This is a genomic window from Streptomyces sp. NPDC050164, from assembly GCF_044459945.1.
GTDB lineage: Bacteria > Actinomycetota > Actinomycetes > Streptomycetales > Streptomycetaceae > Streptomyces > Streptomyces coeruleorubidus_A.
Genome location: NZ_JBITJK010000005.1, coordinates 310,050 through 322,687 on the forward strand (window position 1 = coordinate 310,050; position 12,638 = coordinate 322,687).

9 protein-coding genes are annotated in these 12,638 nt (G+C 71.6%); 2 read left to right on the forward strand and 7 right to left on the reverse strand.

What is annotated here, in order from left to right:
- Positions 1–62 precede the first annotated feature (62 nt).
- Together ACIBNA_RS11290 and ACIBNA_RS11295 are read left to right on the forward strand one after the other, a co-directional pair.
- Positions 63–3,341, forward strand: coding sequence for an amino acid adenylation domain-containing protein (locus tag ACIBNA_RS11290; RefSeq protein WP_399164956.1), 3,279 nt, complete (start codon positions 63–65; stop codon positions 3,339–3,341).
- Positions 3,335–4,198: a leucyl/phenylalanyl-tRNA--protein transferase gene (locus tag ACIBNA_RS11295; RefSeq protein ID WP_399164957.1), complete on the forward strand. Its 864-nt coding sequence runs from the start codon at positions 3,335–3,337 to the stop codon at positions 4,196–4,198. Before ACIBNA_RS11290 ends, ACIBNA_RS11295 begins: the two co-directional genes overlap by 7 nt.
- Here ACIBNA_RS11295 and galE read toward each other — a convergent pair.
- From galE to iolC, 7 genes are all read right to left on the reverse strand, one after another.
- Positions 4,146–5,246 carry a UDP-glucose 4-epimerase GalE gene (gene galE, locus ACIBNA_RS11300; protein ID WP_399164958.1) on the reverse strand — a complete coding sequence of 367 codons (1,101 nt, stop codon included), beginning with the start codon at positions 5,244–5,246 and terminating at the stop codon, positions 4,146–4,148. The two genes, ACIBNA_RS11295 and galE, sit on opposite strands and share 53 nt — an antisense overlap.
- Positions 5,247–5,329: 83 nt before the next feature.
- Positions 5,330–6,115: a GntR family transcriptional regulator gene (locus ACIBNA_RS11305; protein WP_399164959.1), complete on the reverse strand. Its 786-nt coding sequence runs from the start codon at positions 6,113–6,115 to the stop codon at positions 5,330–5,332.
- 21 nt (positions 6,116–6,136) lie between these two features.
- On the reverse strand, positions 6,137–7,633 hold the full coding sequence (locus tag ACIBNA_RS11310) for a CoA-acylating methylmalonate-semialdehyde dehydrogenase (protein ID WP_399164960.1): 1,497 nt from the start codon (positions 7,631–7,633) through the stop codon (positions 6,137–6,139).
- 42 nt (positions 7,634–7,675) lie between these two features.
- Entirely contained in the window at positions 7,676–9,550 is a 1,875-nt protein-coding gene (gene iolD / locus ACIBNA_RS11315) for a 3D-(3,5/4)-trihydroxycyclohexane-1,2-dione acylhydrolase (decyclizing) (protein ID WP_399164961.1), read from the reverse strand.
- Positions 9,547–10,440 carry a 5-deoxy-glucuronate isomerase gene (gene iolB / locus ACIBNA_RS11320; RefSeq protein ID WP_399164962.1) on the reverse strand — a complete coding sequence of 298 codons (894 nt, stop codon included), beginning with the start codon at positions 10,438–10,440 and terminating at the stop codon, positions 9,547–9,549. The genes iolD and iolB overlap by 4 nt, the downstream gene beginning before the upstream one ends.
- 76 nt (positions 10,441–10,516) lie before the next feature.
- Entirely contained in the window at positions 10,517–11,395 is an 879-nt protein-coding gene (locus ACIBNA_RS11325; RefSeq protein ID WP_399164963.1) for a deoxyribose-phosphate aldolase, read from the reverse strand.
- A gap of 12 nt (positions 11,396–11,407) precedes the next feature.
- Entirely contained in the window at positions 11,408–12,385 is a 978-nt protein-coding gene (iolC, locus tag ACIBNA_RS11330) for a 5-dehydro-2-deoxygluconokinase (protein ID WP_399164964.1), read from the reverse strand.
- Positions 12,386–12,638: the final 253 nt, after the last annotated feature.

Sequence of the window (12,638 nt, forward strand, 5' to 3'; positions counted from 1 at the left end):
CCGCGAGGGGCGCATGTCGTGCTCCGCACTCGCAGGGCGCCGCGCGAGGCAGGAGACCCAAGGTGACGGAACGTGATCACCTGTCGGCCGAGCCGGCCGTGCCGTGCGTCGTGCTGCGCAACGAAGAGGAGCAGTACGCGATCTGGCCCGCCGATCACCGGATTCCGGCCGGGTGGCATCGGGTCGGCGAACCGGCGTCCGCCGCGTGCTGCGGGACCCTGGTCGAGCGCCTGTGGACCGACATGCGGCCCGCGAGTGTCCGCGCCGGGCGGCGTCCCCCGCAGCCCGGGCCGGGCACCGTGCCGGAGCTGGTCCGGGAGCGGGCGCGGCGCGCGCCGTCCGCTCTCGCGGTGCTCTCGGACGAGGGCCGGCTCGACTACGCCGAGCTGACCGGCCGCGCCGAGCGGCTCGCCCACGAGCTGCGGGAGTCGGGCGTCGACGCGGAATCCGTCGTCACCGTGTGCCTCGACCGCGCGCCCGAGCTGATCGTCGCGCTGCTGGCGGTGCTGAGCTCCGGCGGCGCGTTCCTGCCCCTCGACCCGGCGACTCCTCGGCAACGGATGGTCGCACTGATCGCGGAGACCGGTTCACGCCTCATCGTCTCGAACAGCGAGCACGCCCCCAAGTTCTCCGGATGCCCGGCGCGGATCGTCCAGGCCGGGGAACCGGCCACGCAGGCGCCGCCGGCGGGCCCGCGGCCGGCACCGGACCCGCGGCCGGAGGACCTCGCCTACGTCATCTACACCTCCGGATCCACCGGACCCCCCAAGGGTGTGATGATCACTCACGGGTCGCTGGCCCACTCCCTCACCGCGGTGGCCCGGGCGTACGAACTCAGGCCAGGCGACCGGGTGCTGCACGCCGCGGCGCTCGGCTTCGACACCTCACTGGAGCAGATCTTCGCGACGCTGATCAGCGGCGCGACGCTCGTCCTCGCGGGAACGGGGACGTGGGCACCCACCGACCTGCTGCACCGCCTCCCGGAACAGGGAATCACCGTCGCCGACCTGACCCCCGCCTACTGGCAGCGGATCGTCTCCGTCGCGGACCGCGGCGCGATCCTCGCGTCGCTCAGGCTCGTCATCGTCGGCGGCGAGATCGTCACCGCGAAGGACTGCCGCGCCCTGCTGCGCCGGATCCCCGGCGCGCGGCTCGTCAACGCCTACGGGCTCACCGAAACGACCATCACGTCCACCATCTGCGACCTCGACGAGGAGGTGCTCGCCGCGCCGGACGCCGCCGTCGCCCCGGTCGGCAGGCCCCTGGAGGGCAATCGCGTCCACGTGCTCGACGCCGAACTGCGCCCGGTGGCGCCGGGCGAGCGCGGCGAGATCTACATCGGCGGCCCGGGGCTGGCGCGCGGAGTACGGTGGCAACCCGCCCTGACCGCACAGCAGTTCCTGCCCGACCCGTATGGCTCCGCACCGGGGGACCGGATGTACCGCACGGGGGATCTGGGCCGCCGGCGCTCGGACGGCAACCTGGAAGTCCTGGGCCGGATCGACGACCAGATCAAGATCCGCGGGTTCCGCGTCGACCCGGCCGAGGTCGAGTCCGCGCTCGTCTCCCACCCGGAGGTCGGCCAGGCGATGGTCGTGGCCCGGGCGCGCGCCAAAGGCGACCGGGACCTCATCGCGTATTACACGACGACCGCGCCGCCGACCGACGGCGAGGCGGCGCTGCGGGCACGGCTGCGGTCGGCGCTCGCCGAGGTCCTGCCGGGCTACATGGTCCCGGCGGCCTTCCACGCGGTGGAACGGCTGCCCGTCACACCCGGCGGAAAACTCGACCGCAAAGCCGTGCCGGAAACCGGGACCCCGGCGCGGACGGCCGCCGCCGCCGACGACCGTCCGGTGCAGCAAGGGATGGCCCAGTTGTGGGGCCAGATCCTGGATGTGGACTACGTCCGTCCGCAGGACGACTTCTTCGAGCTGGGCGGCAACTCGCTGCTGGCCATGGAGATGCTTGCCCGGACCCGCGTCATATACGGCATCGGCATCACACAGATCCGCGACCTGACCCGTTCACTGCTGCGGCATCCGACGCTCGCCGCGTTCACTGAATCCGTGCGCCAGGCACGTGCCGGCACACTGGCCCACCCGGAGAGCGGGAGTGTCGACTTCGCCACCGAGACCGATCGGCGCGTTCCGGCGGTAGGCCGTGGCACGCCGGCTCCGCACCCCCGGCACCCAGGCGACGTACTCCTCACCGGAGCGACGGGGTTCTGCGGCGCGCACATGATCGACGAGCTGCTGCGCAGGACGACGGGACGCATCCTCTGCCTGGTCAGGGCTTCCGACGAGCAGCACGGTATGGAGCGGATCCGCGCCAGCCACCAGCGGTACGTCCTCAGCGATCTGTCCAGCGCGCGCGTCCAGCCGGTCGTCGGCGACCTGGGCAAGCCCGGACTGGGGCTGCCTCCCGGCCGGTTCGAGGAGCTGGGATCCACCATCGATGCCGTCTACCACTTCGGCGGCCAGGTCAACTTCATCTACCCGTACCACGAGTTGCGCGCGGCCAACGTCGACGGAACATACGAGATCATCCGCCTCGCCGTCGGCCGGGCCGTCCCCGTCCACTTCACCTCCAGCATGGCGGTGCTCGCCGGATTCGGGCCGGGTGGGGTGCGCCAGGTGACGGAGCACACGCCGCTGCGCTTCCCCGAGTACCTGTCGGTGGGATACGTGGAGACCAAATGGGTCGGCGAGGTCTTGCTGAAGAAGGCGTCCGAGGCGGGCCTGCCGGTCGTCGTCTACCGCCTGATGGACATCACCGGCAGCATGGAAACCGGCGCGATGAACACCAGCAGCGAGATGGCCGCCCTCTTCGGCTTCATCGCGCGGACCGGGCTGTGCCCTGACGTCCGGCTGCCGCTGGACTTCCTGCCGGCCGACCACCTCACCCGCGCGATCGGACACATCTCCACCCGCCTTCCCGCTCGCGGCGAGGTCTACCACCTCACCAACCCCCGCCCCACGCTTCTGGGTTCGCTCGCCGAGCGCCTGCGTCAGCGGGGTTGCCCGGTCCAGGAGATCCCCTACGCCGAGTGGGTCGCCGCTGTGGTGAAGTACGCGGCCGGACACCCCTCCGACCCGTTGACCCCGTTCGTCCCGCTCTTCGTCGACCGGTGCCACCACGCCGACATCACCGTGAGCGAGATGTACTTCCAGGGCGTGTTCCCGGAGTTCACCCGCACCAACGGGGAGCGGGCGATGAGGGACGCCGGGATCGACGTTCCGCCGGTGGACACGGAGATGATGGACCGCTACATCGACTTCCTCCAGCAGTCCGACTACGTCCGGCCGGAGAAGAGCGGAGGGCAGGGAGCGGCACGATGGTGAGCTGGTGCCCTGACTGGGAGGCGCTGGACGTACGGGAAGCGGCCCCCGACGGTCCGGTGGCCTTCTGCGCCGACCTCTCTCCCGCCGGCCTCCTGGCGGCGTACCGCGTCGGCGTCTATCCCTTCCCGGCGTCCGACGAGTACGTCCGCGCCCTCAACGAGGTGGTCTTCGCCGATCAGGTCCAGGACGGCCGCATCCGGCTCGTGGGCAAGGACGCAGGGGAGGAAGCGGCCGATCCCTACGCCGTCTCCTGGTGGTCGCCCGACCCCAGGCCGGTGCTGCCCGTCACGGCCGCGCACCTCAGCCGGAGCCTCGCCCGGCGGCTGCGCAACCGGCTGCCGTGGTCGACCAGCATGGACCTGCGGTTCGAGCAGGTCGTCCGCGAATGCCGCGCCGGCCGCACCCCCCTGTGGCTCACCGAAGAGCTGATCGCAAGCCTGATCCGCCTCCATGATCTGGGTCATGCCCACAGCGTCGAGGTGTGGGAGGACGGCGAGCTGGTCGGCGGCGCCTTCGGCCTGAAGGTCGGGCCGGTCTTCAGCATGGACTCGATGTTCTTCCATCGCCCCGGCGCCTCGAAGGTCGCGGTGGCCGACCTCGCGGCGCGCTTCGCACAGGCCGGGGGCGTGCTGCTCGACGCTCAGCGGGACAGCCCGCACGTCCGCGACCTGGGCGGCATTCTGATACCGCGGGAGCAGTACCTGCGACACCTCCGCCGCACCACGCGCGACAGCCTCCCGATGACCACCGCCACCCTGCCCGCCCGCCGCCTCACCCCGCCGACGGGATCGCACGACGGCGGTGCTACTCCTTCGTCGTCGGCCGCCGGGCGGAACCCTCGTAGCCGTGCGGGTTGAGCCGCTGGAAGTGCCAGGCGTCCCGGCACATGTCGGACAGGTCACGCGTGGGACGCCAGCTCCAGGCGCGGGCCACGGCCGTCGCGTCGGCGACGAGTTCGGCGACGTCCCCCGGCCGCCTGGGCGCGACCTCGTACGGGACGCTCCGGCCGCACGCCTCGGAGAACGCGGCGATGACCTCCAGCACCGAACTGCCCCTGCCGAGGCCGAGGTTGTACACGTGCATGCCCGGCGCGTCGGCGACATGATCGAGTGCGAGGCGGTGCGCCTCCACGGTGTCCAGGACGTGGAGGTAGTCGCGGATCGCGGTCCCGTCGGGCGTGGGGTAGTCGTCGCCGTAGACGCGCAGCCCTTCCCGGCAGCCGACGGCGACCTGGGCGACGTACGGCATGAGGTTGTCGGGCGTGCCGCGCGGGTCCTCGCCGAGCAGACCGCTGGGATGGGCGCCGGCCGGGTTGAAGTACCGCAGGCACAGGACCGTGTACTCGGGGCGGCGGTTGCAGACGTCGGCGAGGATCTGCTCGCAGAGCCACTTGGAGGCCGCGTACGGGTTGGTGGGGCGGGCCGGGGAGGTCTCGTCGATCGGGCCGGGGCCCGCGTCGCCGTAGATCGAGCAGGAGGAGGAGAACACCATCCTGTGCACGCCGTGTTCGTGCATCGTGCGCAGCAGCGACGTGGTGCCGCCGACGTTCGTGTCGTAGTACTCGACGGGCATCCTGGTCGACTCGCTCACCGACTTGTGCGCCGCGAAGTGCACGACGGCGTCCACCGGATGCCGGTCGAAAACGGCCGACAGCGCGCGCCGGTCCCGGATGTCCAGTTCGTAGACCGCGCCGACGAAACGCCCGGCGAGCCGCTCGACGCGCGCGAAGACCTGGGGCGTGCTGTTGGAGTAGTCGTCGACCACGATCACTTCGTAGCCGTGGTCGAGGAGCTCCACGCAGGCGTGGCTGCCGATGAAACCGGCCCCGCCCGTGACGAGGACGGTCGAGGGTGCCCAGGAGGATCCGGCTCCTCGAGCGGTCGGCGACTGGTTCCTGCGGGCCATGCCAGGCTCCCGCGTCGGGTGCGGTCGGGCACCGTATATTTACGGTGTATATGTACGACTTTGCACCCGAGTTCGGGGTCCGGTCAAGGCCTGACCAGCAATTGGAAGTCGAACGTGTAGCGCGAGGCCCGGTAGATGTGGGTTCCGTACTCGACCGGGCGCCCGGTGTCGTCGTACGCCGTGCGCTGCATGGTGAGCAGCGCCGCGCCCTCCTCCTCGTCCAGGCGCGCGGCCTCCTGAGCGGTGGCCGCGCGGGCGCTGACGCGCTGCCGGGCGCTGTGCAACGTGATGCCCGCCGAGCGCATCATCCGGTACAGGCCCGTCGACTCCAGGCGGGCGTCGTCGAGGTCCACGAGGGACGCCGGCAGGTAGTTGCGCAGCAGGGCCATCGGCTGGCCGTGCGTGCGGCGCAGCCGGTCCAGGACGGTGACCTCGCTGCCCTCCGCGACGCCGAGCGCCGCCGCCACGTCGCAGGAGGCCGCGACGACCTCGTTGCGCACGACCTGCGTGGTGGGCCCCTGCCCGGCCTCCTCCAGGTCGTCGTAGAGGCTGCTCAGCTCCAGCGGGCGCTTGACCTGGCTGTGCACCACCTGCGTGCCCACCCCGCGCCGCCGGACCAGCAGCCCCTTGTCGACGAGGGACTGGATGGCCTGGCGGACGGTGGGGCGGGACAGCCCGAGGCGCACCGAGAGGTCGACCTCGTTGCCCAGGAGATTGCCCGGGGTGAGGATCCCGTGCTCGATCGCCGCCTCCAGCTGCCGGGCGAGCTGGTAGTACAGCGGCACGGGACTGCCCCGGTCCAGGGCGAAGTCCACCGAGCTGAGCGCAGGGGCGCCCGCGCCGCGGGCCCGGTCACCGGTCCTCGCCATGGATGATCCCCCCTTCGGGCGTCAGGAGTTGCTCGGGAAGCCGAGGTTGATGCCGCCCGCGTCGGCCGGGTCCGGCCAGCGGGTGGTGATGACCTTGCCCTGGGTGTAGAAGGCGACGCCGTCGTTGCCGTAGACGTGCAGGTCGCCGAAGAGGGAGTCCTTCCAGCCGCCGAAGGAGTGGTAGCCGACCGGGACCGGGATCGGCACGTTGACGCCGACCATGCCCGCCTTGACCTCCAGCTGGAAGCGGCGGGCGGCGCCGCCGTCCCGGGTGAAGATCGCGGTGCCGTTGCCCCAACGGGAGTCGTTGATCAGCTTGATGGCCTCTTCGTACGTCTCCGCGCGGACCACGCACAGCACCGGGCCGAAGATCTCGTCCCGGTACGTGTCCGCCGTCAGCGGCACCCGGTCCAGGAGGGAGACGCCGAGGAAGAAACCGTCCTCGTGGCCGTCGACCGAGAAGCCGGTGCCGTCGACCACGACCTCGGCGCCCTGCTCGGCGGCCGACGACACGTACGACGCCACCTTGTCGCGGTGCTCGCGGGTGATCAGCGGCCCCATCTCGGACGCCGGGTCGTTGCCGGGGCCGATCCTCAGGTTCTTCGCCCGCTCGGCGATCTTGCCGACCAGCTCGTCACCGGTGTCGCCGACCGCGACCACGACCGACACGGCCATGCAGCGCTCGCCCGCCGAGCCGTAGGCCGCGTTGATCGCCTGGTCGGCGGCGAGGTCCAGGTCGGCGTCGGGCAGGACCAGCATGTGGTTCTTGGCGCCGCCCAGGGCCTGCACCCGCTTGCCGTGCTCGACGGCCTTGAGCTGGATGTACTTGGCGATCGGGGTCGAGCCGACGAAGGAGACCGCCTCGATGTCCGGGTGCTCCAGGATGCGGTCCACGGCCGTCTTGTCACCCTGCACGATGTTCAGGACGCCGTCCGGCAGGCCCGCCTCGGCGGCCAGCTCGGCCAGACGGAAGGAGGCCGACGGGTCCTTCTCCGACGGCTTCAGCACGAACGTGTTGCCGCACGCGATGGCCAGCGGGAACATCCACATCGGCACCATCGCCGGGAAGTTGAACGGTGTGATGCCCGCGACCACGCCCAGCGGCTGGCGGATCGAGGCGACGTCGACCCGGGTGGAGACCTGGGTGGACAGCTCGCCCTTGAGCTGGACGGCGATCCCGCACGCGAGCTCGACGATCTCCATGCCGCGCGCGACCTCGCCGAGCGCGTCGGAGTGCACCTTGCCGTGCTCGGCGGTGATCAGTTCGGCGATCTCGTCGCGGTGGGCGTCGAGCAGCTCGCGGTACTTGAACAGGATCGCCGTGCGCTTGGCGAGCGAGGAGGTCCCCCAGGACTCGAAGGCGGCCTTGGCGGAGGCGACGGCGGCGTCCACCTCGTCGACGGTCGCGAACGCGACCTGCTTCTCCTGGGCGCCGGTGGCCGGGTTGTAGACGGGGCCGAAGCGGCCGGAGGTGCCCTCGACGGGCTTGCCGTCGATCCAGTGGGTGATGGTCTTCATAGTGCGCAGGGGCCTTTCCTGATGCTGGAGTCCGTGGGGAGTTCAGAGGTGGCGACGGCGTCCGGCGACCTGGCGGTCGTAGCGCTCGCGGGCCTCGACCGCCGCCTCGCGGGAGGCGGTCTCGGCCACCGGCACGTCCCACCAGGCCTCGGCCGGGGGAGCGGTCGGGGCGGGGTCGGTCTCGACGTACACGCACGTCGGCCGGTCGGAGGCACGGGCCGTGGCCAGCGCCTCGCGCAGCTCGCGCACCGTCTTGGCGCGCAGTACGTCCATGCCGAGGCTCGCCGCGTTGGCGGCCAGGTCGACGGGCAGCGGGGCGCCGGTGAACGTGCCGTCGGCGGCCCGGAAGCGGTAGGCGGTGCCGAACCGCTCGCCGCCGGTCTCCTGCGACAGACCGCCGATGGAGGCGTAGCCGTGGTTCTGGATGAGGACGATGTTGAGCGGCAGGCCCTCCTGGACGGCCGTGACGATCTCCGTCGGCATCATCAGGTAGGTGCCGTCGCCGACCAGCGCCCACACCGGCGTACCGGGAGCGGCCTGCTGGACGCCGATGCCGGCCGGGATCTCGTAGCCCATGCAGGAGTAGCCGTACTCCAGGTGGTACTGGCGCGGGCTGCGGGAGCGCCACAGCTTGTGCAGATCGCCGGGGAGCGAGCCGGCCGCGTTGATCACCACGTCGTCGTCGCCCACGGCCGCGTCCAGCGCGCCGAGCACCTGCGTCTGGGTCGGGACCGCGCTCTCGTCGTCGGCGCGGTAGGCGGCCTCGACGACCTCGTCCCAGCGCGCCTTGCCGGCGCGGTACTCGGCCTCGTACGCCTCGCCCACCCGGTGGCCGGAGAGCGCCTCCAGCAGCTTTTCGAGGCCGGACTTCGCGTCGCACACCAGCGTGCGCGCGGCCAGCTTGTGGGCGTCGAAGCCGGTGATGTTGAGGTTGAGGAACCGCACGCCCGGGTTCTGGAAGAGCGTGCCGGAGGCCGTGGTGAAGTCCGTGAAGCGGGTGCCCACGCCGATGACGAGGTCGGCGGTGCGGGCGAGGTCGTCGCTGACGGCCGTGCCGGTGTGGCCGATGCCGCCGAGGTCGGCGGGGTGGTCGTGGCGGAGTGACCCCTTGCCCGCCTGGGTCGAGGAGACCGGGATGCCGGTGGCGTCCACGAACGCTTTCAGCGCCGCCTCTGCCTCGCTGTGGTGGACGCCGCCGCCCGCGACGATCAGCGGGCGCTCGGCCGACCGGATCGCCTCGACGGCCGCCGTCAGCTCCACCGGGTCCGGCGCGGGACGCCGTATGTACCAGACGCGCTCGGCGAAGAACTCCTCCGGCCAGTCGTACGCCTCCGCCTGCACGTCCTGCGGCAGGGCCAGGGTGACGGCGCCGGTCTCGGCCGGGTCGGCCAGGACGCGCATCGCCTGGAGCGCCGAGGGGATCAGCGCCTCGGGCCGGGTGATCCGGTCGAAGTACCTGGACACCGGGCGCAGCGTGTCGTTCACCGACACGTCGGCCTCGACCGGGTGCTCCAGCTGCTGGAGCAGCGGGTCGGCCGAGTGCGTGGCGAAGTAGTCGCCGGGCAGGAGCAGCACCGGCAGCCGGTTGATCGTCGCCAGGGCGGCACCGGTGACCAGGTTGGTGGCGCCCGGGCCGATCGAGGTCGTCACCGCCTGCGCGGACAGGCGGTTCAGCTGCCGGGCGTAGCCGACCGCCGCGTGCACCATCGACTGCTCGTTGCGGCCCTGGTGGAACGGCATGACGTCCTCGCCCGCCTCCAGCAGGGCCTGGCCGACGCCGGCCACGTTGCCGTGTCCGAAGATGCCCCAGGTCCCGGCGATCAGCCGGCGCCGCACGCCGTCCCGCTCGGTGTACTGGGCGGACAGGAACCGCACCAGGGCCTGGGCGGTCGTCAGTCGGCGGGTGCGGGCGCTCATGCGGGGGTCTCCGGGGCGGTGTAGAGGGGGAGTCGGGGGTCGACCGGCTGGTCCGGCCAGGTGTCGCGGACCCAGGCGTGGTCGGGGTGGTCGCAGATCAGCCAGGCGCGCTCGGCCTCCGGGCCCGCCATGACGTTGAGGTAGTACATGTGGTGGCCGGGCGTGGCCATCGACGGCCCGTGCCAGCCGTCCGGGATCAGCACGACGTCGCCGTCGCGGACCTCCGCCAGCACGTCGGTGTCGCGGCCCGGTCCGGACGGGGAGACGCGCTGGTAGCCGAGGCCGGGGATGCCGTCGTGGCCGGCGAACTCGAAGTAGTAGATCTCCTCCAGCACGGACTCCTCGCCCGGCCGGTGCTCGTCGTGCTTGTGCGGCGGGAACGACGACCAGTTGCCGCCCGGGGTGATCACCTCGACCGCGATGAGCTTGTCGCACTCGAAGACCCCGGCCGCGCCGAAGTTGTTGACCTGCCGGGAGCAGTTCCCGGTGCCCCGCAGCTCCACGGGCACCTCGGAGGCGGGTCCGTAGCGGGCGGGCAGCCGGCGGGTGCAGCGCGCGCCGGTCAGCGCGAACCGTCCGCCGGCGGCGGACGTCACTCTCGCCCGGGCGTCGCGCGGCACGTACGCGAAGTCGCTGACGCCGCTGAAGACGTCCCGGCGGCCCTGGAGCTCGAAGGTCTCCTGGCCGAAGTCGTCCGTCGCGGCGACCGTGCAGCCGCCGCTGAGCGGGACGACGATCCACTCGCTGTCACCGGTCTCGAAGGAGTGCGTGCCGCCCGGCGGCAGCTCCAGGATCCGCAGGCTGGAGTGGCCCCAGCCGGCCTTCTCGGGCGTGACGTCGACGATGTAGGGGCCGCCGAGGGCCTTACCCGCGGGAAGGTGATACGTCATCGTGTGCCTTTCGGGTCACAGCAGAGCGACTCACAACAGACCGATTCACAAACAGACCGATGCACAGCAGACCGGTTCACAGCAGACCGACGGCCGTGTCCACCGCCTGTTCCACGCTGCCCTCGGCCGGGTAGAGCAGCGAGCGCCCGACGACCATGCCCTGCACGGTGGGCAGGCGCAGGGCCTTGCGCCAGCGTTCGTACGCGCCCTCCTGGTCGCCGTCGACCTCGCCGCCGAGCAGGACGACGGGGAGCGTGGAGGTCTCCAGGACCTGGGCCATGTCGTCCGGGTCGTCGGTGACGGGCAGCTTCAGCCACGTGTAGGCGGAGGTGCCGCCCAGCCCCGAGGAGATCGCGATGGACCGGGTGACGGCCTCGGCGGACAGGTCGTTGCGGACCTTGCCGTCGACCCGCCGGGAGATGAACGGCTCGACGAACAGGGGGAGTTGCCGGGCCGCCATGGCGTCGATCGCCCGCGCGGTGGACTCCAGGGTGGTGAGCGAGCCCGGGTCGTCGTAGTCGATGCGGACCAGGAGCTTGCCCGCGTCGAAGCGGAGCCGGGCGATGTCCTCGGCGCGGTGGCCGGTGAAACGGTCGTCCATCTCGAACGTGGCGCCGGCGAGGCCGCCCCGGTTCATCGAGCCCATGACGACCTTGTTCTCCAGCACCCCGAGCAGGAGCAGGTCCTCCAGGATGTCGGCGGTGGCGAGCACCCCGTCGACCCCGGGCCTCGACAGTGCGACGCAGAGCCGTTCCAGCAGATCGGCGCGGTTGGCCATGGCCAGGCGCCGGTCGCCGACCCCGAGGGCGCCGCGCGCCGGGTGGTCGGCGGCCACGATCATCAGCCGGCCGCTGTCGCCGATCAGCGGGCGGCGCACCCGGCGGGCGGCCGCCTCGGCGACGGCCTCGGGGTTCCGGGCCCGGACCGTGGTGAGGCCGGGGATGCCGATGTTCAATGCAGGCTCCGTTCAGTGGCTCGTGCTCGGCGACGACGCCTGGGCGAGGAGGTCCTCGACCTCGGACTCGGCGGGCATCGCGGAGGAGCAGGCGAGGCGTGAGGCGACGAGGGCGCCGGCGGCGTTGGCGTGCCGCATGGTCTTCTCCAGGTCCCAGCCGGCGAGCAGGCCGTGGCACAGGGAGCCGCCGAAGGCGTCGCCCGCGCCCAGGCCGTTGACCACCTCGACCGGCACCGGCGGCACCTCCGCCCTGGTGCCGTCGCGGTGCACGGCCAGGACGCCCTTGGGACCCTGCTTGACGACGGCCAGTTCCACGCCCGCCTCCAGCAGCGCCTCCGCGCAGGCCTGCGGCTCGCGCACGCCGGTGGCGATCTCGCACTCGTCGAGGTTGCCGACCGCGACGGTGGCGTGGCGCAGCGCCTCGCGGTAGTACGGGCGGGCCTCCTCGGGGTCGGACCAGAACATCGGCCGCCAGTCGAGGTCGAAGACGGTGATGACCGCCTTGTCGCGGGCCTTGAGGGCGGCGAGCGTGGCGGAGCGGCTCGGCTCCTCGCTCAGGCCGGTCCCGGTGATCCAGAAGATCCGGGCCCCGCGGATCGCGAAGAAGTCCAGCTCGTCGGTGTGGATCTCCAGGTCGGGGGCCTTGGGACGGCGGTAGAAGTACAGCGGGAAGTCGTCCGGCGGGAAGATCTCGCAGAACGTGATCGGCGTCGGGTACGCGTCGACCGGGGTGACCCAGCGGTCGTCGACGCCGAAGGACCTCAGCTCCTCGTGCAGGTAGGTGCCGAAGGGGTCGTTGCCGGTCCGGGTGATGACCGCCGTGCGTCGTCCGAGGCGCGCCGCGGCGACCGCCACATTGGCCGCCGAACCTCCCAGGAATTTCCCGAATGTCTCCACCTGGGGCAGCGGGACGCCGGTCTGGAGGGGATAGAGGTCGACCCCGATGCGGCCCATCGTGATCAAGTCGAAATACTGGGCTGGCTCGGCCATGCGCGACCTCCTCGGAAGCTGGGGATGCGGGTCCGGGGCCGCCCTGACACCGTGGGGCGTGGATGACCTGGGACCTGCAGCTCTCACAGGTGTAGGTGCCGGAGGAGGGCCCTGTCAATAGTTTGTACTTACATTCGGACCTGCTTGTGAAATGATGTCTTAACAAAGTATTGACAGCAGGCGTGGCAAGGACTTGGATCCCGTGGCATCGCAACAGTCTGTTTGCGGCATCATGATCCGGACTCCGTAGGGC

Excerpts from the sequence above, each read along its gene's own strand:
- ACIBNA_RS11295 (WP_399164957.1), top strand. The coding sequence starts at position 3,335 with ATGGTGAGCTGGTGCCCTGACTGGGAGGCGCTGGACGTACGGGAAGCG.
- galE (WP_399164958.1), bottom strand. The coding sequence starts at position 5,246 with ATGGCCCGCAGGAACCAGTCGCCGACCGCTCGAGGAGCCGGATCCTCC.
- ACIBNA_RS11305 (WP_399164959.1), bottom strand. The coding sequence starts at position 6,115 with ATGGCGAGGACCGGTGACCGGGCCCGCGGCGCGGGCGCCCCTGCGCTC.
- ACIBNA_RS11310 (WP_399164960.1), bottom strand. The coding sequence starts at position 7,633 with ATGAAGACCATCACCCACTGGATCGACGGCAAGCCCGTCGAGGGCACC.
- iolD (WP_399164961.1), bottom strand. The coding sequence starts at position 9,550 with ATGAGCGCCCGCACCCGCCGACTGACGACCGCCCAGGCCCTGGTGCGG.
- iolB (WP_399164962.1), bottom strand. The coding sequence starts at position 10,440 with ATGACGTATCACCTTCCCGCGGGTAAGGCCCTCGGCGGCCCCTACATC.
- iolC (WP_399164964.1), bottom strand. The coding sequence starts at position 12,385 with ATGGCCGAGCCAGCCCAGTATTTCGACTTGATCACGATGGGCCGCATC.